The sequence below is a fragment of the Streptomyces tricolor genome, assembly GCF_002155905.1.
GTDB classification, from domain to species: Bacteria; Actinomycetota; Actinomycetes; order Streptomycetales; family Streptomycetaceae; genus Streptomyces; species Streptomyces tricolor.
Genome location: NZ_MUMF01000381.1, coordinates 1 through 19,899 on the forward strand (window position 1 = coordinate 1; position 19,899 = coordinate 19,899).

A 19,899-nucleotide genomic window follows, 5' to 3' on the forward strand; every position below is an offset into this window, starting at 1 on the left:
AAGAGACAGGTGGGTAGCCAGGGAGGGGGGCAACCGTCTTTACCCCGGCAAACCGCACATGTCACGCATTGACGGTATGTCAGCTGGGCAGTGATCTTCCCGCACGGATCATCCGGCCGGAACTACACGCTCCGGAGGATCGGAAGACGCTCCAGGGGATCGCAACGCAGGGGGTAGCACATGGCCGCAAGGCCTCTCGTGGCGAGGCAGCCGAACGAACGGCTGCAGGCACTCATCCAGGAAGCGGGGTGCTCGAACGCCGGGCTGGCCCGGCGGGTCAACATGTGCGGTGCCGAGCACGGTCTCGACCTGCGCTACGACAAGACGTCCGTGGCCCGCTGGCTGCGCGGCCAGCAGCCGCGGGGCCGGGCCCCGGCGATCATCGCCGAGGCGCTCGGGCGCAAGCTCGGCCGTACGGTCACGATCGACGAGATCGGCATGGCCAACGGCAAGAACCTCGCCTCGGGGGTCGGTCTCCAGTTCTCGCCGACGGTACTGGGGGCCATCGAGCAGGTCTGCGAGCTGTGGCGCAGCGACGTGGGGCGCCGGGACTTCCTGTCCGGCTCCTCCGTCGCCGCCTCCGCGCTGGTCGAGCCCAGCCGCGACTGGCTGATCTCGGCACCGGACGCCCAGGTGGCCCGGCAGGCGGGCCCGCGCGTGGGCCAGTCCGACGTGGCCGCCGTACGGTCCATGACCCAGGCGCTGACGGACCTCGACCACCAGTACGGCAGCGGGCACGTCCGCCCGGTCGTCGTGCACTACCTCAACAGCGTCGTCTCCGGGCTGCTCGCGGGCTCGTACCGGGAAGCGGTCGGCCGCGATCTCTTCGCCGCCGTGGCCCGGTTGACCGAGCTGGCCGGGTACATGGCCGTCGACACCGGCCAACCGGGCCTGGCCCAGCGGTACTACATCCAGTCGCTGCGGCTCGCCCAGGCCGCCGGGGACCGCGGGTACGGCGGTTACGTCCTCGCCGCCTCGATGAGCCATCTCGCCGCGCAGCTCGGAAACCCGCGCGAGATCGCCCAGTTGGCGCGGGCGGCGCAGGAAGGGGCGCGCGGGCATGTGACCCCGCGCGTGGAGGCGATGTTCCACGCCGCCGAGGCGCGCGGGCACGCCCTGCTCGGCGACGCGCGCGCCGCGCAGGCGGCCGGCGGGCGGGCCGTCGAGGCGATGGAACGCGCGGAGGACGCCGCCGGGGACGACCCGGTGTGGATCGCGCACTTCGACGAGGCCTACCTGGCCGACGAGTTGGCGCACTGCCACCGCGACCTCGGGCAGGCCGAGCAGGCGGCGCGGTACGCCGAGCAGTCGCTCGCCGGGCACCCCGAGTCCCGGGCCCGCCGGCGCGCCATCGGCTATGTGCTGCTCGCCACGGCCCAGGTGCAGCAGCGCGAGATCGAGCAGGCCTGCACCACCGGCATGCGCGCGGTGGAGCTGCTGGAGACGCTCCGCTCCAACCGGGGCGCCGAGTACCTGGAGGACCTCCAGCAGCGGCTGGAGCCCTTCCGGGACGAGGCGGTGGTACGGGAGTTCGGCGCGCGGCTCGATCTCCAGCAGGCCGCGTGAACACCGCCCCCGCGGGGGCGTGAACGGCAGGGAAACGGCACCCGGGGGTGCGCCGGGTGCCATGGACAGCGCGTCGCGGGGCGGTCGTGTTACCGCCGTCACAGGGAGGGAATCGCGTCCTGAGCTGCGTGGCACGCGGCTCGGGGGACCCGGTAGCGTGAGCCGACGATTCACAAGGTCCCCCATTAGTAGGAGTCCCGGTGACGCAGAGTGGACAGGGCGAGGAGCCCTCGGCGCGGCCCGCGCGCGAAGGCATCGTGCTGCCCTCCGACGGAGGCGAGCCCCTGCTGCCGGGCATGACCACGCCCGCCCCCGCCACCCCGGCCGGCGGGCAGGCCTGGGGCGGTTCGTGGGGCCCCGGCCGGCAAGCGCACCAGCAGGCGCCGCAGCAGGACCAGGGCTGGGCCCCGGCGCAGTCCCCGCAGTGGGCCGGCGCCGAGCAGCCCCCGTCCGGCGCCAACCCGGGCCCGCTGCCCCCGGAGGGCGCCCCGGCCCCGGCGTACGGCGGCCAGGCACCGGCCTACGGCGGCCAGGAGGCCCCGTACGGCTACGGCGCGCCCCAGCAGCCGGGCTACGGCACCCCCGACGCCTACCCGCAGCACGCACAGCACCCGCAGCACGCACAGCAGGCGCCGCAGCCCCAGCAGCCGTACCCGGCGCAGTCCGCCCCGGCCGCCGCGCCGCTGCCGCCCGCCGTGCCGGACGGGTACCCGGCGGCGGGCGCCCCGCTGCCCCCGACCGCCGACGGCGCGACCCAGTACATACCGCCGGTCCCCGCCGCACCCGACGCCGACGGCGCCACCCAGTACCTCCCGCCGGTCCCCGCGGGCCCCGCGGCCCCCGGCGACGAGGCGGCCACCCAGTACCTCCCGCCGGTGGCGGCCGGCGCGCTGCCGCCCGAGTCGGGCGGCGAGGAGACCCGGTACCTCGGCCAGGTGCCCCGGCAGGCGGCGCCCGCGCCCTCCGACGCGGAGGCCACGCAGTACATCCCGCCCTACACCGCCCAGGCCCCGGGGCAGGGGCAGGCGCAGGGAGCGGACCGGCAGCCGCCCGCCGAGTTCGACAACCTCTTCCGCGGCGGCCCGGCCGGCGGCGACGGCCCCGCCGGATCCACCCAGCAGATGCCGCGCGTGCAGCAGCCGGACGCCCACCCCGGCCCGGCCCGGGCGCCGTACCGCCCGGCGCAGCCGTCCTACGACGGCGGGGCGTACGACGACGACGCGTACGACGGCGGCGGGCGGCGCGGGGGCCGGTCGCGGGTGCCGCTGATCGCCGCGATCGGCGTGGGCATCGCGGTGCTCGGCGTGGGCGCGGGCGCGCTGCTCAGCACCGGGAGCGGCAAGGACCAGGGCGAGGACGGCGAGACGGTCGCCGCCTCCTCCCCGGCCACCCAGGACTCCGCCTCGCCCACCGTGGACCCCGCCCGGGAGCAGGCGGTGGAGCTGGACAAGCTGCTCGCGGACAGCGGCAGCAGCCGGGCCTCGGTGATCCAGGCGGTGGCCGACGTCAAGCAGTGCGACAACCTCGACCAGGCCGCCGCCGACCTGCGGGACGCGGCCGAGCAGCGCAACCAGCTGGTCACCCGGCTCGGCAAGCTCTCCGTGGACAAGCTGCCGGGCCACGCCGATCTGACGGCCGCGCTCACCAAGGCCTGGCAGGCGTCCGCCGCGGCCGACAACCACTACGCGGCCTGGGCCGACCAGGCCAAGAGCCGCAAGGTCTGCCGCAAGGGGCACGCCCGCACCACCGGGGAGACCCAGGCCGGCAACCGGCAGAGCGGCACCGCCAGCGCGCAGAAGACGAAGGCGGCGGCGCTGTGGAACGCGATCGCGAAGAAGTACGGCCTCACCCAGCGGCAGCCCACCCAGCTCTGACCGGCCGGCGCCGACGGACCCCGCACGCCGGGGTCCGTCAGGGCACGTCCGCGTGCTCCAGGGTGGAGGTCATGTCGGCGATCCCGTTGCTGCCGCCGATGCCCTTGCCGGCCGCGACCAGCTTGCCGTCCCGCACCACCTGGAGGGTGACGTCGGCGTTGACCAGCCGCGGGAAGCCGACCGCGGCGAGCTTGCCCTCGTAGGGCCAGTGCAGGGTCGGGGTGAGGCCGCCGGTGGAGACCCGCAGGCCGTCGTTGAGGGTGCGGCGCACGGTGTCGGCGCTCACCTCGCCGTCGCCGATCTTCTCCAGGGCGGCCCGCAGCACCTGGTAGGCGATCCACGTGGTCTGCACCCCGGCGTCCGCGGGGTCGATGCGGTTGTCGCCGAAGGCCTCCTCGTTGATCACCTTCTTCATCGGGTCCCAGCGCGGGTCCGTGGCCACCGGGTACCAGCCGGTGATGTACGCCCCCTCGTACGGCCCCGACGCCCCGCCCGTGGCGTTGATCACGGTCTGGTCGACGCTGCCGAGCACGGTCGCGGTGCGTACGTCCGGGAAGTTCTCGCGGGCCCGCCGGAAGGAGTCCATGAAGGTGTCGGTGCGGTCCCCGAGCGCGGGCACCACACAGCCCTTCTTCGTCTCGTCCTCGGTGGCGTAGCGCAGCGCCTGCTCGGCCTGGCCGGCGTACTCGGTGGCGTCCTCGGCGGCGAGCTGGTCGCCGGCGTCCGCGTGCCCGCCCGCCTTGAGGCCCGAGTCGAGCAGCGCGGGCAGCTGGTCGCCGGCGATGCTGTCGGGCCGGACCAGGGCGACGTTGCCGCAGCCGGCCGCGAGGGCCTTGCCGAGGCCGGCCAGGAGGGCGGGCTGGCCGCCGTTGACCGGGTAGGACATGGAGCCGGTGAACTCGTCGTTGGTGACGCCGTAGCCGCCGATGTAGGGGATGCCGGCGCCTTCCAGCGGGGCGAGGTAGGAGTCGCCGAACTGGCTGTAGGAGCCGACGACCGCGACCACGTTCTCGGCCGCCGCGCGCCGGGCGCACTTGGCGGCGCCCACGCTGTCGTTGTGGTCGTTGCAGGTCAGCACCTCCAGCCGGCGGCCGTGGATGCCGCCGTGGGAGTTGACCCACTTCGCGTAGGCGAGGGCCATCGCGGGCATCCCCGGCTTGTTGGTCGCGTCGGTGTCCTGCGGGGCCCAGGTCATCACCTTGACCGGCCCGTCCCCGGCGCCCCCCGTGGCACCGGGGACGAGCCCGCATGCGGCGGTGAGCGACGCACAGAGGGCCACGGTGCCCGTGGCGAGGGCGGTGGCTCTGACGGGGCGGGGAAGGGGGAGGAGGGTCTTGCGGGTGCGTCGCCTGCCGGTCATGCACACGCACGATTCCCTCACAGCACTAACCCGGGAGTGACCGTCGGTCAACGAAAGGTGACGCGGAGGTGAATTACGGGGGCCGGTGGGACGCGGGAGGCGAGGAACGTACGATCGGTGACCGTGCAAGGTTCGGAGAACTCTTCCCGTCGCGGCCGCCGCTCCTCCACCATGGGCGGCATGCCCTTGAACGACATGCCGTGGTGGCGGTGGCGCAGCAATGTGCGCTCGGCGTTGCACATGCTCTCCGACCCGGTGTTCCAGCGCGACGTCTGGCTGGCCGGCGTGGACGGCTACGGCGACGTCACGGACGCCGTGTACCGGCTGGTGGAGGACACCTGGCTGGACAACTGGTCGGCAGAGAAGTACGTCGGCACCATATTCCGGGACTCGCAGGAGGCGGCGCTCGTCGACACCGCCGTGCTGCGGGTGCTGCGGATCATGCACCAGGTCGGCCCGGACGCGCCGGTCGCCGCCTATCTGGACCACCAGGGCTGGCCGGACGCGGTGCGGGCGGCGCGGGACGCGCACGTGCGGATGTCGGTGAGCGACGGGGAGGACCCGGACACGCCGCCGAAGAGCCTGGAAGTGCTGCGCATCCTGACGAGGTCCGCGTAGCGGACGGCGGCCCGGGCACGCCGGCCGGTGTGGGACCCTGTAGTGCATGACCGATCAGTCCGTCGCACCCGCCGCACCGGCCGACCAGTACGTCCTCACGCTCTCCTGCCCCGACAAGCAGGGCATCGTGCACGCCGTGTCCAGCTATCTGTTCATGACCGGCTGCAACATCGAGGACAGCCAGCAGTTCGGCGACCACGACACGGGACTGTTCTTCATGCGGGTCCACTTCTCGGCCGAGGCGCCGGTGACGGTGGACAAGCTGCGGGCGAGCTTCGCCGCCGTGGGTGACTCCTTCCACATGGACTGGCAGATCCACCGGGCCGACGAGAAGATGCGCATCCTGCTGATGGTCAGCAAGTTCGGGCACTGCCTGAACGACCTGCTGTTCCGGGCGCGGATCGGCGCGCTGCCGGTGGAGATCGTCGGGGTGGTCTCGAACCACACCGACTTCGAGGAGCTGGTGGGCTCCTACAACATCCCCTTCCACCACATTCCGGTCACGAAGGACACCAAGCCGGAGGCCGAGGCCAAGCTGCTGGAGATCGTGCGCGAGGAGCAGGTCGAGCTGGTCGTCCTCGCCCGGTACATGCAGGTGCTCTCGGACGACCTGTGCAAGCAGCTCAGCGGCCGGATCATCAACATCCACCACTCGTTCCTGCCGAGCTTCAAGGGCGCGAAGCCGTATCACCAGGCGCATGCGCGGGGTGTGAAGCTGATCGGGGCGACGGCGCACTACGTCACCGCGGACCTGGACGAGGGTCCGATCATCGAGCAGGAGGTCGAGCGGGTCGGGCACGGCGTGACGCCGGACCAGCTGGTGGCCATCGGGCGCGATGTGGAGTGCCAGGCGCTGGCGCGGGCCGTGAAGTGGCACGCCGAGCGCAGGATCCTGCTCAACGGCCGCCGGACGGTCGTGTTCGCCTAGCCCCTCGGGGCCGCGTGCGCAGCGCAACCGCCCCCTACATGCGGCTCAGCGAAGCGACCGCGAACAGGACGTCCTGGATGGCCTCGCGGTCGCCGAGCTGACCCGCCGCCGCTTCCGCCGGAGGCACATGGCCCGCCGCCAGCCGGCAGAACTCCACGCCGTCCAGGGCCACATGGGCCACCTCCAGGTCCGCGGAGCCCACCGCCGCCGGTGAGTCCAGCGGGATCAGCCACTCGCCGCCGGCGGCGCCCTCGATCTCCAGGCGCAGGCTGCGGCCGGGCGCCCCGGCCGGGACCAGGTGCGGGGTCTGGCGGCCCGGCGCGGACAGGCCCGCGCGACGGCGCTCGGCGAGCGCCGTCGGCAGCAGGCGGGCCGCGAGGTCGATCATCCGGTTGAGGTGGCGCGGCGCCGGCGGCTCGTACGGGTAGTCCACCGCGTCCGCGATGTCCTCGGCGTGCACCCAGCACTCGAAGGCGCGGTCCAGCATCGCGTCGTGCAGCGGCAGCGCGAAGTCGCCGTACGACACCGCGAGTCCGCCCGCGTGGCTGCCGGTGAAGGACACCGTCCGCACCAGGCTGTGGCTCTGTTCCCGCCACGGCCCGCGCACCGCACGGGTCGGCGGGAAGTGCGAGGCCCGCCAGAACGCCTCGGTACGGCCGGCCGGGCCCCGCGCGTCCGGCTCCGCCGCGCCGGCCACCTCGGCCAGCGGGTCCTGGAGGCCGAGCGCCGTGGCGATGATCCCGTCCACCGACAGCAGATGGGCGATCACGCCGGCGACGGTCGTCCGACGGCTCGTCGGCGCGTCCTCCTCGAACCACCGCAGCCGTACCGGCGCGTGCCACTCCGCGTCCCCGAAGTCCTGGAGCAGCGCGTCCAGCCGCGCGGTCTCGGCGTCGTACGGCGCCGCCCAGGCGGGTACCGGGATGCGCGGCGGGCGGCGGCTCAGACAGCTCTCCAGGACGCGGGTGCGCAGCCCGGGGTCGAGGTCGAGGCTCTCCGGCTGGTGCAGCAGGCCGACCGCCTCGCGCAGCCGGCGGGCCTCGTCGGCGCACGAGCCGCAGCCGCCGAGGTGCTCCTCCACGGCCGCCGTCTCCGCCGCCGAGCAGGCGGCCAGCGCCCAGGCGCCGAGCAGCGACTTCAGGACGTCGTGCGACAGGTCGAGCGGCACGGGTGCGAGGTCCCCCAGGTCGGCGAGGTCGGGCAGCGGCAGTCCGCTGTCCTCCACGGAGGCGCGGGGCGTGGGTATGCGCGGCGCCGGCGCCGGACCGCGCCCGCCGGCACCCCGCGGCAGGTCCCCGGAACCGCCGCCCCGCCCGCCGCGACCGGTGCCGGCCGGTTCGCCCGGACCACCGTCGGATCCCCACCCGCCCGAGCCGGCTTCTCCGTACGGCCGTTCCCCGCCGCTCTCTTTCCCGTCGTACCCGTCGTACCCGTCGTGCGCCTCGAACCCGCCCGTCCCGGTCACACCGCACCCCGGTATCCCGGCGGGGTGCCGGCGTCGTGGGCGGTGGACAGCAGCTGGAGGCCGAGGCGGAGCCGGCGGCGGGCCTCCTCCTCGGTGACGCCGAGGTCGGTCGCGGTCTGGCGGTAGTCGCGGCGCTGGAAGTAGGCGAGGTCCAGGGCGGCGCGCAGCGGGGCCGGCATGGAGTGGACGATGTAGTCGGCGCGGGCGGCGACGGAGGCGCGGCGGACGGTGCTCTCCAGTTCCTCGCGGCGCGGCTGCTCCCGCTCCTCCCGGTCCCGCAGCCGCTGCACGGCGACCCGGTGGGTGAGGGCGGCGATCCAGGAGCGCAGCGGGCCCTGCCTGGGGTCGTAGGTCTCGGGGTGCTCCCAGATGTGGGCGAAGACCTCGCGGGTGACGGCGTCGGCGGCCTGTTCGTCGCCGAGGACGCGGTGGGCGAGGTTGTGCACGAGGGAGGCGAAGCGGTCGTACGTCTCGCCGAGGGCCGCCGCCTCACCGCGTGCGAGCCGCTGCTGCATCTTGCGGTCCCAGCGGGGCGGTACGTCCTTCCTGGCCATGCGGTCCCCTCCCCTCACCGTGTCCGGCCGTCCGGCCTGTCGGTCCTGCCTTCTCGAATGCAGTCGGCACGTCTGACAGTGCACGCCCGTTTGTGTCAATGTGCGCCCCCGGGCGGGTCGCAGGTGATAGTGCCCCCTTCACACAACCTTCACGCGAGACGCGTACGCCTCTGATCGAACAGGATCGATAGTGACCGAAACAAGCCCCTTGACGATCGCCTGCCGTTTGCCGCGTCACGTTTCAGGGAACGGCCGCTGGGCAGCCGCGCGGAAAGAAACGTAGGAACTGCTTCCGTTTCCGGGCGGTTCCGGGTGATCCGGCGAGCGGAGGGGCAAGGCCGTGGCATTCAACGTGACCGGCGTCGAACAGGGCGAGTGGGCCGTGCTCCGGGTGTCCGGGGAACTGGACCTGATGACCTCGCCGGTGCTGCGCCAGCGGGTGCACGACATCGTCGCCGAGGGGCACCACAGCCTCGTCGTGGACCTCTCCGACGTGTTCTTCTGCGATTCCAGCGGGGTCGGCGTCCTCGTCGCCGCCCGCCGGCTGATCCGCTCCTGCCAGGGCCGGCTGCGGCTGATCCTGCCGGACCGGGGCGCCGACGACGGCTCGCACGTCAACCGCGTCCTCGGCGCGCTCGGCGTCCGCCGCCTCTTCGACGTCCGCCCCGACGTCGAGTCCGCCACCGCCGAGGACGCGGACCCCCTCTCGGCCTGAGCACCTTTCCCGGCCCGCCGCCACAAGGTTGTCGCGGAATTCCCCCGGTCTTGGCACAAACGCCGCTTTGCCGTCACCTCGCCGTCACCCGCGTCGTACGCTCCCACCCGGACCACCCCCCACGTCAACGTAAGGCGGCCCGAACAGACATGGTCAGCACCGAGTACGAGCGCGAGATCGCCGCCCGGTTCGCCACCTTCGACCAGGACGGCAACGGCTACATCGACCGTGCGGACTTCAACGCGGCGGCCAAGGCGCTGCTCGCCGAGTTCGCCGTGCCCGCCCGCTCCGACAAGGGGCAGGCGCTGTACGCCGGCGCGGAGGCGTTCTGGCAGGGCATGGCCGGCATCGCCGACCGGGACGGCGACCAGCGCATCACCCGCGAGGAGTTCGTCACCGGCGCGGTCAAGCGGCTGCGCGACAACCCCGACAGCTTCGCCGAGATCGCCCGCCCCTTCCTGCACGCGGCCCTGGCGGTGGCCGGCGCCGACGCCGACGGCCGGATCGGCGTCGCCGACACCGTGCGCGTGCTGGGCGTGTTCCGCGTACCGGAGGAGACCGCCCGCCGGGCCGCCGCCGCGCTCGACACCGACGGTGACGGCAGGATCGGCGAGACGGAGATCGTGCCGGCGTTCGCGCGCTACTTCACCGTCCCCGCCTGACCACGCCGGCATCACGGGAGCACCACGGCTACCGGCCCCGCGCCGGCCGTCCGCCGAACCGTTCCCGCAGCCGGTGCTTCAGCACCTTCCGCAGCGTGTCGTTGCGCGGCAGGGCCTCCACCACCTCCAGCCGCTCCGGCAGCTTGTGCACGGCCAGGCCGCGCGCCCGCAGGAAGGACGTGACCTCCGGCAGGGTCAGCCCGGCCGCTGCGGGCGGCTGCTCGACCACCGCGCAGACCAGTTCCCCGCGTTCGGCGTCCGGCAGGCCGATGACGGCCGCGTCGGCCACCGCCGGGTGCGCGGCGAGCAGGTCCTCGATCTCCTTGGCGGAGATGTTCTCCCCTTTGCGGATGATCACGTCCTTGAGCCGGCCGGTGAGGACCAGGTGCCCGGAGTCCGTCACCCGCCCCAGGTCGCCGGTGCGCAGGAAACCCTCGGCGTCGAAGGCGGCGGCGGTCTGGGCGGGGTCCAGATAGCCCTGGCAGACGGCCTCGCCGCGCAGCCGTATCTCGCCGTCCACGATCCGGATCTCCATGCCCTCCGGCGGGCGGCCCTCGGTCGTCGCCAGGTTCTCCGGGGTGTCCTGCGGGTCCCCCATCGTGATCATCGGGACCTCGGTCATGCCGTAGCCGTGGGTGAGCTGCACGCCCATCTCGCGCACCACGGCGTGGTACAGCTCGGGCGGCTTGGGGGCGCCGCCGCCCGCGAGGAGCCGCAGCGAGGGGATCACCTTCCGGCCGGGGTGCCTGCGCTGCTCGGCCAGGAACAGGGAGTAGAAGGCGGTGGAGCCGCCGGCCACCGTCACCCCGTGCCGGCGGTACTCCGCCAGCGCGTCCGGCAGCGCGAAGTGCTCGAACAGCACGGCGGGGACGCCGTGTACGAGCAGCATCACGGTGTAGTCGGGGCCGGCTATGTGGGCGTACGGGAAGGCCATCGAGCCGACGTCGTCCGGGGTCAGGCGCAGGGCGTGGGCCAGGCAGGAGCCGCCCGCCAGCAGTGAGCGGTCCGTGTGCAGCACGCCCTTGGGGTCGGAGGTGGTGCCCGAGGTCCAGTAGATCCAGCGGACCGAGGTGCCCTCGGCGGGCGGCGGGGGCAGCACGGACGGGTCGCCGTCGGGGAGGGAGTCGTACGCCTCGAAGATCCCCTCGGCGCCGAGCCGCCGGGCCATCTCCGTGTGGTCGTGGCCGCGCCAGACGCCCGGTACGGCGAAGAACTCCGCCTTCGACGCGCGCAGCGCGAAGCCGGCCTCACGGTCCCGGTAGAAGGGGATCACCGGGGACTGCACGGCGCCCAGGCGGGCCAGCGCGCAGGACAGCAGGACGGTCTCGATGCGGGTGGGCAGCTGCCAGGCGACCACCGTGCCGGGGCGTACGCCCATGCCGTACAGGCCGGCCGCGACGCGTTCTGAGCGGGTGCGCAGGCCGCCGAAGGTGAGCACCCGGTCCCCCTGGAGCAGGACCGGCCGGTCGGGGGTGAGGCCGGCGCGGCGGGCGATCAGCTCCCACAGCGTGCGGGCGGAACTCAGGGTGTGCGGGGTCTCGTTCACGGGTCCCCCTGCTTGGCTGACGACTCGTCAGCTGCCATGCTATCTGACGGCCCATCAGATCAGCAGTGGCCGGACGAGCACCGGCCGGCGGAGGGGACCCCATGGCGACCGAACTGCCCCGCATCATCAGCGTCGACGACCACGTGATCGAGCCCGCCCACCTCTTCGAGACCTGGCTGCCCGCCAAGTACCGCGACCGCGGCCCGCAGCCGCTGACCGCCGGGATCGGGGAGCTGGCCTACGTCGGCGGGAAGTACCAGATCACCATGGACCCGCAGGGCACGCCGACCGACTGGTGGATCTACGAGGACCTGAAGTTCCCGTACAAGCGCAACATCGCCGCCGTCGGCTTCGACCGGGACGAGATGACCCTGGAGGGGATCACACGGGAGCAGATGCGGCGCGGCTGCTGGGACCCCAAGGCCCGGCTCGCCGACATGGACCTCAATCACGTCGAGGCCAGCCTCTGCTTCCCGACCTTCCCGCGCTTTTGCGGGCAGACCTTCGCCGAGGCCCACGACAAGGAGGTCGCGCTCGCCTGCGTGCGCGCCTACAACGACTGGATGGTGGAGGAGTGGTGCGGGGACAGCGGCGGCCGGCTGATCCCGCTCTGCCTGATCCCGCTGTGGGACGTGGAGCTGGCCGTGGCCGAGATCCGGCGCAACGCCGCGCGCGGGGTGCGGGCCGTCACCTTCTCCGAGATCCCCACCCACCTCGGGCTGCCCTCCATCCACACCGGCCACTGGGACCCGTTCTTCGCCGTCTGCCAGGAGACCGGCACGGTCGTCAGCATGCACATCGGCAGCAGCTCCCAGATGCCCGCCGCCTCCCCCGACGCACCGCCCGCCGTCCAGGCCTCCCTCAGCTTCAACAACGCCATGGCCTCGATGACGGACTACCTCTTCAGCGGGGTCCTGGTGCGCTTCCCGCGGCTCAGACTCGCCTATTCCGAAGGCCAGATGGGCTGGATCCCGTACGCCCTGGAGCGCGCCGACGACGTGTGGGAGGAGCACCGCGCCTGGGGCGGGGTCCGGGACCTGATCCCCGAGCCGCCGTCGACGTACTACTACCGGCAGATCTACTGCTGCTTCTTCCGCGACAAGCACGGCGTCGCCTCGCTGGACGTGGTCGGCCGCGACAACGCCACCTTCGAGACCGACTACCCGCACGTCGACTCGACCTTCCCGCACACCAAGGAGGTCGCCCTCGACCATGTGAAGGGCCTCGACGACGAGACGGTCTACAAGCTGATGCGGGGCAACGCCATCCGCATGCTCGGCCTGGACCTCGACCGGTGACCGACCTCGCCTACACCCCCGAGGAGGAGGAGTTCCGGGCCCGGCTGCGGGAGTGGCTCGCCCAGGCGCTGCCCGCCCTGCCGGCCAAGCCGCCCCCGGACGACTGGCCCGGCCGCCGCGCCTACGACCTCGGCTGGCAGCGCATGCTGTACGACGCCGGGTACGGCGAGGTGCACTGGGACGCCTCCCCGACCGTCCGGCTGATCTTCCTGGAGGAGACCGAGCGGGCCGGCGCGCCCTATGTGGGCGCCAACTTCGTGGGGCTGCTGCACGCCGGACCGACGATCGCCGCCGAGGGCACCGCCGAGCAGCGGGCCCGCTGGCTGCCGCCGATCCTGCGCGGCGAGCAGGTGTGGTGCCAGGGGTTCAGCGAGCCGGACGCCGGCTCCGACCTCGCGGCGCTGCGCACGCGCGCGTACCGGGACGGCGACTGCTACGTGGTGACCGGCTCCAAGATCTGGACCTCGCACGCGGAAGTCGCCGACTGGTGCGAGCTGTTGGTGCGCACCGACCCCGCGGCCCCCCGGCACCGGGGCATCAGCTGGCTGGCCCTGCCGATGGACGCCGAGGGCGTCACCGTACGGCCGTTGCGCACGCTCGCCGGGTCCGCGGAGTTCGCCGAGGTGTTCCTGGACGAGGTGCGGGTGCCGGTCGCCAACCGGGTGGGGGCGGAGAACGACGGCTGGCGCGTCACCATGGTCACCCTCTCCTTCGAGCGCGGCACCGCGTTCGCGGGCGAGGTCGTCGCCTGCCGCCGCGTCCTCGCCGAACTCGCCCGTACGGCCCGCGGGAACGGGCGCTGGGACGATCCCGCGCTGCGCCGGCGGCTGGGCCGGCTCGACGCGGAGTTCCGGGCGCTGTGGCGGCTGACCCAGTGGAACGTGAGCGAGGCCGAGGCGAGCGGCGGGGTGCCCGGCGTCGGCGCCTCGGTGTTCAAGCTGCGCTACTCGCACGCCCGGCAGGAGCTGTACGACACCGCCGCCGAGGTCCTCGGCCCGGACCGTCTCGACCTGGACCGGCCCTGGGTGCTCGACCGGCTGAACGCGCTGGCGTACACGATCGCCGCCGGGACCTCGCAGATCCAGCGCACCATCGTGGCCGAGCGCATCCTCGGCCTGCCCCGGGGGAGGTGACCGTGCGCTTCCGACTCACCGATGACCAGCTGGCCCTGCGGGCCGGGGTGCGGGAGCTGCTGGACCGGTGCTTCGGGCGGGAGGCGCTGCGCGCGGCCGTCGACGCCCCGGGCCGGCTCGACCGGGCGCTGTGGCGGACGCTCGGGGAGGCGGGCTTCTTCGCCCTGCGGCTGCCCGAGGCGGACGGCGGCGTGGGCCTGGGGCTGCCCGAGGCCGTGCTCGCCTTCGAGGAGGCGGGACGGGCCCTGCTGCCCGGCCCCCTGGTGGCCACCCACCTCGCGGCCGGCACCGTGCCCGGCGCGGCGCGCGGCGAGACGGTCGTGGCGGCCGTCGACGGGGAACTGGTGGAGTGGCTGGACGCGGCCGACGTCGTCCACGGGGACGTCACGGGCGCCGTACGGCTGCGCTCGGCGGACCCGCTCACGCCCTTGCACCGGGTACCGGCTGCCGGGGGCCCGGGTGCCGCTGCGGGGTCCGCGGACCCCGTCGCCGTTCTGCTCACCGCGGCCGAGCAGTTGGGCACGGCCGGGCGGGTGTGTGAGCTGGCCGTGGCGTACGCGCGCAGGCGGGAGCAGTTCGGGCGGGCGATCGGTGCCTTCCAGGCCGTCCAGCATCTGTGTGCCGACCTGCTGGTGCGGGCCGAGACCGCACGTGCCGCCGTCTACGCCGCCGCCGTCACGGCCGACCCCGCCGACATCGCCGCCGCGCGGCTGCTCGCCGACGAGGCCGCGGTGCACGGCGCCCGCGACTGCCTCCAGGTGCACGGCGGCATGGGGTTCACATGGGAGGCGGACGTCCATCTGCACCTGAAACGGGCGTGGGTGCGGGCGGAGCGTGCCGGGGGGAGCACCCCCGGTGCGGAACTGCTCGCGGCCACGCTGGCGGGCTGAGCCGCCGGGGGTGTTGCGGGCCCCCGCACCCGGAAAGCCATGGCCCACGATGTCGCGGATCGTGGCGAACTGGCATCACGGAGCGTTGATACCGGGTTGTGTCCTGCTCGGGACTCGTCACGGCCCGGAGTCGGGGGGCCGCTCGGGTACCTTGTGTGGGATGCGAGTGGCCGCGCGTACGAGCCGTGCCGGCGGTGCCCCTGGGGCAGTGCCGGACCGCGCGGTGCGCGCCGCTCCTTGCTGGGCGATCGGGGTTTGTACCCCCGTCTGTTCGACTCCCCGGCACGAGCGTCGCACAGTATGCCTCACGCGTACTCCTTCGCGCGGGAATATGCCCGAAGCGCTTGTTCGGGTGACTGTACGTCAACCATGCTGTCTCGCAAGGGAGTCACAGACCGTGACCCCTGCTCTGGCCGTTGTTCTGGCCATGCAGAAAATGGCTACGATCGTGGCCCTCGTCGGGATCGTCGCCGCGGCGGACGCCGTGGCACGCCTCCGGCGCGGGGTCATGTGTCCGCCGGTTCGGATGGTGTGAGCGGTGCAGGTGCTTCAAGTGCAGCTGGAGATCCGGCCCGACCCCGCGGAGGTGGGCCGGGCCAGGCGGTGGGCCCGCTCGCGGCTCGCCGGCTCGGGGATAACGGCCGACGAGCCGCTGGCCGAGACCCTGATCCTGCTCGTCTCCGAGCTGGTGACCAACGCCGTGGTGCACACCGGCCGGCCGGCCGTGCTGCGGCTGTGTCTGCCCGCGGCCGGGGACTGTCCGTCGGCCACGGTCCGGGTGGAGGTGGCGGACGGCAGCTCCCGCGCCCCCGTGCCCCGCTGCGCGGGCGATGACGCCACCGGCGGCCGGGGCCTGGCCCTCGTGGACTGTCTCGCCGACCGCTGGGGCTGGAGCCACGAGGGCGCCGGCAAGAACATCTGGTGCGAGCTGGACCGCTGTTCACAGCCCCGGGAGAGCGCGGCGACGGCGTACGGGGGCGGACGCTCCGCGTACGAGGATCTCGCCTTCGAAGCCGTGTAGCCCCCCGGAGCACTGATGCGCCGGGGATGCACCCGTGCGCGGGCGACGCGATCAGGGTGTCGCAACAAAGGTCCGTACCGGCGTTGACGTCCCCTGGGCGGCTGATCAGGCTAGGGGGCGACGATTCGCTGCGAGGGGACGGCGAGGGCCCGGTTCCCGGCTGTCCTCGTCGAGGCGGGTCGCCTCGGGCGGCGGCGCGTGCGTGTGACGGTGGGGGGAGGCGCGCCGCCGGCCGCGGTCGGCCGTACCGCAGCGGCCGGTCGTCCGGCCGTCGTTCACAGGATCGCCACCGGTGCCACCGGTGACCCCGTCGCGCCCGCGAACGGCTCGGGTGTCGCCGAGAGCAGGAACGTGTACCGTCCCGCCTCTCCACAGGCTGTGGACAACTCTTCGAGATTCCAGTTCTGGCCCTGCAGCATCCCCATCTCCACCAGGTGCAGGGCGTGCACCGGCAGCCACAGGTTCGCGATCTCCGGCGGAAAGATCTCAAAAGTGAGCGTGTCGTTCGCGACCGCCGCCACATTGCGCGCGTGGAACCACTCCGGGCAGCGCACCGAGAGTCCCGGCGACGGATGGCCGTACCCGTACCGGTCCCCGCCCAGGTAGACCCGCACCTGCCCGGTCCGCACGAGCACGATGTCACCGGCACGCACGCGCGTGCCGGCGAACTCCTCGGCCGCCGACAGGTCCTCCGGGGTCACCGCGTGGCCGCCCGCCAGCCGGTCCACGCCCCGCGCGCGTGCCACGTCCAGCAGCACCCCGCGCGAGACGAGGTGGCGCACCGCGTCGATGCCGCCGAACTCGGCGCCGCCGTGCGCGGTGACGGTGTGGGCCGGCCGGCCGTTGTAGAGCGTGCCGGAGTGCGAGACATGGGTCAGCGCGTCCCAGTGGGTGCCGGCCTGGAGGCCCATGGTGACCGCGTCGTCGCTGCACGCCACCGTGCCCGGCCCGAACAGCTCCTGGTTGAGCTGCACCATCGCGTGCAGCGGATTGACCCGGCCCGGGATCATCCCCGTCTGCACCCCGTCCTGCCGGAGGGGGAGGGCGAGCGGGACCCGGCGTCCGGTGCGCACCTCGCGGGCCGCCTCGCGCACCACCTCGCCGGTGATCAGGTTCAGGGTGCCGATCTCGTCGTCGGCGCCCCAGCGCCCCCAGTTGTTCACCCGCCCCGCGATCTCGTGGAACTCCTCGGGCAGTGCCATCCGGTACCTCCCCGGGGCTTGTGCCCGCCCGTCCGGCGGGTCATAGAATCTAACGCACCGTCAAACTAACGGACCGTCAGAAACTGCGGGAAGGGGCCGGGCGTGGGGAACTTCTTGGCAGGCAAGGTCATTGCCGTGACGGGTGCCGGGCGCGGCATCGGCCGGGCGGTGGCCCTCGCGGCGGCGGCCGAGGGAGCGAAGGTCGTCGTCAACGACTACGGCGTGGCGGTGGACGGCGCCTCGCCCGCCGGCGAGGTCGCCAAGTCCGTCGTCAAGGAGATCGAGGCGGCGGGCGGCGAGGCCGTCGCGGTCGCCGACGACATCTCCACCATGGCGGGCGGGCAGCGGGTCGTGGACACGGCGGTGCGGTCCTACGGCCGGATCGACGGGGTCGTGTGCGTGGCGGGCATCCTGCGCGAACGGATGCTGTTCAACATGACCGAGGAGGAGTGGGACCCGGTCGTCGCCACCCACCTGAAGGGCACGTTCACCGTGTTCCGGGCGGCTTCGGCGGTGATGCGCGGGCAGCGCTCCGGCACACTGATCGGCTTCACCAGCGGCAACCACCAGGGCTCCGTCTCCCAGGCCAACTACAGCGCGGCCAAGGGGGGGATCATCTCCCTCGTCCGCAGCGCGGCGCTCGGCCTGCACAAGTACGGGGTGACCGCGAACGCCGTGGCACCGGTGGCGCGTACCCGGATGTCGGCCAACGTGCCGATGACGCTGACCGAGATCGGCGAACCGGAGGACGTGGCGGCGCTGGTGGTGTACCTGCTGTCCGACGGGGCTGCCGCGCAGGGCGTCACCGGGCAGGTGTACACGGTCGCCGGGCCGAAGATCGCGGTGTGGGCACAGCCGAGGGAACTCCGGTCCGTCCATGCGGAGGGCGGGCCCTGGACGCCCGAGCGGATCGCGCGGGTGCTGCCGGGAACGGTGGGGGTGGATCCGATGCCGATGCTCGCCGAGGTGGCGGCGATGGAAGAGGCCGCGCGGGGTCAATCCCGGCCGAACGCGTAGGAGCTCGGGGCGCGTCGTGGTGTGTGCGGCTGCGGGTTCGTCGTGGTCTCTCGCGCAGTGCCCCGCGCCCCTGGGGTGGCTTCTGGCACCGATGTTCCGAGGAGGCCCGCTGTGGACTTTGGATTCACCGCCCAGGATGAGGAGTTCCGTGCCGAGGTGCGCGTGTGGTTGGCCGAGCACGCCGATGCCTCGCTGGACAGACGGGCTTGGGAACGCACCCTGGGCGCCGCAGGCTGGATAGGGCTCGGCTGGGCGGAAGGGGGCTACGGCAACCGGACCGCCGTCCTCACCCAGCAGGTCGTCTGGGCCGAGGAATACGCCCGGTCCGAGGCGCCCCCGCGCTCCGGGCACATCGGGGAGAACCTGCTCGCCCCCACGCTCATCGCCCACGGCGACGCGGAGCAGAAGAGGCGGTTCCTGCCGCCCGTCGCGGCCGGGGAGGAGCTGTGGTGCCAGGGGTACAGCGAACCCGGTGCCGGATCCGATCTCGCCGCGGTGCGGACGGCGGCGGTGCGGGAGGGGGCGTACTACCGGATCACCGGGCAGAAGATCTGGACCTCGCTCGCCCACGAGGCCGACTGGTGCTTCGTGCTGGCCCGCACCGACCCGCGGGCGCGCCGGCACCACGGGCTGAGCTTCCTGCTCGTGCCGATGGACCAGCCCGGCCGGATCGAGGTCCGGCCCATCCGGCAGCTGACCGGCACGAGCGACTTCAACGAGGTCTTCTTCGACGGGGCACGCGCGCGCGTGGAGCACGTCGTCGGCGGGGAGGGCGACGGCTGGCGGGTGGCGATGAGCCTGCTGGGTTTCGAGCGCGGGGTGTCGACCCTGGCCCAGCAGATCGGCTTCGCCGAGGAACTGGCCGGGGTCCTGCGCACGGCCGTGCAGACCGGCGCCGTCCACGACCCGGTGCTGCGCGCCCGGCTCGTCCGGCAGTGGGCCGAGCTGCGCGTCATGCGCTGGCACGCCCTGCGCACCCTCGGCGGGCCCGCCGGCCCGGGCGCGCCCAGCGTGGCCAAGCTGCTGTGGGCGAACTGGCACCAGCGGCTGGGCGAGCTGGCCGTGCAGGTCCGGGGCGCGGCGGCGGCCGTCGGCCCCGCGGACTGGTCGCCCGTGTCGCCGTACCCGCTCGACGCGGACCAGCACCTGTTCCTGTTCTCCCGGGCCGACACCCTGTACGGCGGCTCGGACCAGATCCAGCGCACGATCATCGCCGAGCGCGTGCTCGGTCTGCCGGGTGAGCCGAAGGGGGCCGTGTGATGCGGGGTGTGGTGTTCGACGGCAGCCGGGTCCGGGTCGTCGACGACCTGGCGGTACGGGAGCCGGGGCCCGGCGAGGTGCTGGTCGCCGTCGCGGCGGCCGGACTGTGCCACAGCGACCTCTCGGTGGTGGACGGCACCATTCCGTTCCCGGTCCCGGTGGTGCTCGGCCACGAGGGCGCCGGGATCGTGGAGGCGGTGGGCGCGGGCGTCACCCATGTCGTGCCCGGCGACCACGTGGCGCTGTCCACGCTCGCCCCCTGCGGTACCTGCGCGGAGTGCGACCGGGGGCGGCCGACGATGTGCCGGCAGGCGATCGGGCGCCCGGGGAGGCCGTTCACGCGGGGCGCGGACCCGGTGTACCAGTTCGCCGCCAACTCGGCCTTCGCGGAACGCACGGTGGTCAAGGCCGTGCAGGCGGTGCGGATCCCCGAGGACATCCCGCTCACCTCCGCCGCGCTGATCGGGTGCGCGGTGCTCACCGGGGTCGGCGCGGTGCTGAACCGGGCGCGGGTGGACCGCGGGGACAGCGTCGTCGTCATCGGCGCGGGCGGGGTCGGGCTGAACGTCATCCAGGGCGCGCGGCTCGCGGGCGCCCTCGACATCGTGGCCGTGGACGCCTGTGCGGCGAAGGAGGCGGTGGCCCGGCGGTTCGGCGCGACCGAGTTCCTGACGTCGGCGGACGGGGTGCGGGACCTGCTGCCGACGGGCGCCGACCATGTCTTCGAGTGCGTGGGCCGGGTGGAGCTGATCCGCCGGGCCGTCGACCTGCTCGACCGGCGCGGCCAGGC

Annotated in this window: 18 protein-coding genes; 13 read left to right on the top strand and 5 right to left on the bottom strand. The window is 73.6% G+C overall.

What is annotated here, in order from left to right; genetic code table 11:
• The first annotated feature begins 180 nt into the window (after positions 1–180).
• Both CCN44_RS25950 and CCN44_RS25955 read left to right on the top strand, forming a co-directional pair.
• Positions 181–1,566 carry a tetratricopeptide repeat protein gene (locus CCN44_RS25950; RefSeq protein ID WP_086700021.1) on the top strand — a complete coding sequence of 462 codons (1,386 nt, stop codon included), beginning with the start codon at positions 181–183 and terminating at the stop codon, positions 1,564–1,566.
• Positions 1,567–1,766: 200 nt separating this feature from the next.
• On the top strand, positions 1,767–3,440 hold the full coding sequence (locus CCN44_RS25955) for a hypothetical protein (protein WP_086700024.1): 1,674 nt from the start codon (positions 1,767–1,769) through the stop codon (positions 3,438–3,440).
• Between the two features lie 37 nt (positions 3,441–3,477).
• Here the strand turns inward: CCN44_RS25955 and CCN44_RS25960 are convergent, their stop codons facing one another.
• Positions 3,478–4,800, bottom strand: a complete 1,323-nt coding sequence (locus tag CCN44_RS25960; RefSeq protein WP_189397159.1) for an ABC transporter substrate-binding protein — start codon at positions 4,798–4,800, stop codon at positions 3,478–3,480.
• 117 nt (positions 4,801–4,917) lie between these two features.
• Here CCN44_RS25960 and CCN44_RS25965 point away from each other — a divergent pair, with 117 nt between their 5' ends.
• Together CCN44_RS25965 and purU are read left to right on the top strand one after the other, a co-directional pair.
• Positions 4,918–5,418 (top strand): SCO4402 family protein, encoded by a 501-nt coding sequence (locus CCN44_RS25965; RefSeq protein WP_079081031.1) that lies wholly within the window; start codon positions 4,918–4,920, stop codon positions 5,416–5,418.
• Between the two features lie 46 nt (positions 5,419–5,464).
• The gene (purU, locus tag CCN44_RS25970) at positions 5,465–6,346 is read left to right on the top strand and encodes a formyltetrahydrofolate deformylase (protein ID WP_059250550.1); all 882 of its coding nucleotides are present in this window, start codon (positions 5,465–5,467) and stop codon (positions 6,344–6,346) included.
• 34 nt (positions 6,347–6,380) lie between these two features.
• Here purU and CCN44_RS25975 read toward each other — a convergent pair whose 3' ends face one another.
• Both CCN44_RS25975 and CCN44_RS25980 read right to left on the bottom strand, forming a co-directional pair.
• A complete protein-coding gene (locus CCN44_RS25975; protein ID WP_414820521.1) occupies positions 6,381–7,811 on the bottom strand; it encodes a zf-HC2 domain-containing protein in 1,431 nt (476 codons plus the stop codon).
• Complete coding sequence (locus CCN44_RS25980; RefSeq protein ID WP_059250552.1) at positions 7,808–8,365, bottom strand: sigma-70 family RNA polymerase sigma factor; 558 nt, start codon at positions 8,363–8,365, stop codon at positions 7,808–7,810. The genes CCN44_RS25975 and CCN44_RS25980 overlap by 4 nt, the downstream gene beginning before the upstream one ends.
• 340 nt (positions 8,366–8,705) lie before the next feature.
• On the opposite strand from CCN44_RS25980, the gene CCN44_RS25985 reads away from it, so the two are divergent.
• Both CCN44_RS25985 and CCN44_RS25990 read left to right on the top strand, forming a co-directional pair.
• Positions 8,706–9,080: an STAS domain-containing protein gene (locus CCN44_RS25985; protein ID WP_059250554.1), complete on the top strand. Its 375-nt coding sequence runs from the start codon at positions 8,706–8,708 to the stop codon at positions 9,078–9,080.
• A 149-nt stretch (positions 9,081–9,229) separates the two neighbouring features.
• Entirely contained in the window at positions 9,230–9,742 is a 513-nt protein-coding gene (locus CCN44_RS25990; protein ID WP_059250556.1) for an EF-hand domain-containing protein, read from the top strand.
• A 28-nt stretch (positions 9,743–9,770) separates the two neighbouring features.
• Here the strand turns inward: CCN44_RS25990 and CCN44_RS25995 are convergent, their stop codons facing one another.
• Positions 9,771–11,288, bottom strand: a complete 1,518-nt coding sequence (locus CCN44_RS25995; protein WP_059250557.1) for a class I adenylate-forming enzyme family protein — start codon at positions 11,286–11,288, stop codon at positions 9,771–9,773.
• Between the two features lie 101 nt (positions 11,289–11,389).
• Between CCN44_RS25995 and CCN44_RS26000 the strand changes: the two genes are divergently transcribed.
• The 4 genes from CCN44_RS26000 to CCN44_RS26020 all read left to right on the top strand — a co-directional run bounded on the left by CCN44_RS26000 (position 11,390) and on the right by CCN44_RS26020 (position 15,630).
• A complete protein-coding gene (locus CCN44_RS26000; protein WP_086700026.1) occupies positions 11,390–12,586 on the top strand; it encodes an amidohydrolase family protein in 1,197 nt (398 codons plus the stop codon).
• The gene (locus CCN44_RS26005) at positions 12,583–13,719 is read left to right on the top strand and encodes an acyl-CoA dehydrogenase family protein (protein WP_086700029.1); all 1,137 of its coding nucleotides are present in this window, start codon (positions 12,583–12,585) and stop codon (positions 13,717–13,719) included. The genes CCN44_RS26000 and CCN44_RS26005 overlap by 4 nt, the downstream gene beginning before the upstream one ends.
• 2 nt (positions 13,720–13,721) lie before the next feature.
• Positions 13,722–14,609: an acyl-CoA dehydrogenase family protein gene (locus CCN44_RS26010; protein ID WP_086700031.1), complete on the top strand. Its 888-nt coding sequence runs from the start codon at positions 13,722–13,724 to the stop codon at positions 14,607–14,609.
• A gap of 553 nt (positions 14,610–15,162) precedes the next feature.
• Positions 15,163–15,630, top strand: coding sequence for an ATP-binding protein (locus CCN44_RS26020; RefSeq protein ID WP_059250565.1), 468 nt, complete (start codon positions 15,163–15,165; stop codon positions 15,628–15,630).
• Positions 15,631–15,905: 275 nt separating this feature from the next.
• Here the strand turns inward: CCN44_RS26020 and CCN44_RS26025 are convergent, their stop codons facing one another.
• Entirely contained in the window at positions 15,906–16,832 is a 927-nt protein-coding gene (locus tag CCN44_RS26025; protein WP_059250567.1) for a cyclase family protein, read from the bottom strand.
• Between the two features lie 102 nt (positions 16,833–16,934).
• Between CCN44_RS26025 and CCN44_RS26030 the strand changes: the two genes are divergently transcribed.
• The 3 genes from CCN44_RS26030 to CCN44_RS26040 all read left to right on the top strand — a co-directional run.
• Positions 16,935–17,849, top strand: coding sequence for an SDR family NAD(P)-dependent oxidoreductase (locus CCN44_RS26030; RefSeq protein ID WP_059250569.1), 915 nt, complete (start codon positions 16,935–16,937; stop codon positions 17,847–17,849).
• Between the two features lie 111 nt (positions 17,850–17,960).
• Positions 17,961–19,109, top strand: coding sequence for an acyl-CoA dehydrogenase family protein (locus CCN44_RS26035; protein WP_059250571.1), 1,149 nt, complete (start codon positions 17,961–17,963; stop codon positions 19,107–19,109).
• Positions 19,109–19,899: alcohol dehydrogenase catalytic domain-containing protein (locus CCN44_RS26040; RefSeq protein WP_086700034.1), on the top strand; the 791-nt coding region annotated here is incomplete at its 3' end. The genes CCN44_RS26035 and CCN44_RS26040, both read left to right, overlap by 1 nt.

Bases quoted from the DNA above. Each gene is read 5' to 3' on its own strand.
- CCN44_RS25950 (WP_086700021.1), top strand. From the start codon at position 181: ATGGCCGCAAGGCCTCTCGTGGCGAGGCAGCCGAACGAACGGCTGCAG.
- CCN44_RS25960 (WP_189397159.1), bottom strand. From the start codon at position 4,800: ATGACCGGCAGGCGACGCACCCGCAAGACCCTCCTCCCCCTTCCCCGC.
- purU (WP_059250550.1), top strand. From the start codon at position 5,465: ATGACCGATCAGTCCGTCGCACCCGCCGCACCGGCCGACCAGTACGTC.
- CCN44_RS25980 (WP_059250552.1), bottom strand. From the start codon at position 8,365: ATGGCCAGGAAGGACGTACCGCCCCGCTGGGACCGCAAGATGCAGCAG.
- CCN44_RS25990 (WP_059250556.1), top strand. From the start codon at position 9,230: ATGGTCAGCACCGAGTACGAGCGCGAGATCGCCGCCCGGTTCGCCACC.
- CCN44_RS26000 (WP_086700026.1), top strand. From the start codon at position 11,390: ATGGCGACCGAACTGCCCCGCATCATCAGCGTCGACGACCACGTGATC.
- CCN44_RS26025 (WP_059250567.1), bottom strand. From the start codon at position 16,832: ATGGCACTGCCCGAGGAGTTCCACGAGATCGCGGGGCGGGTGAACAAC.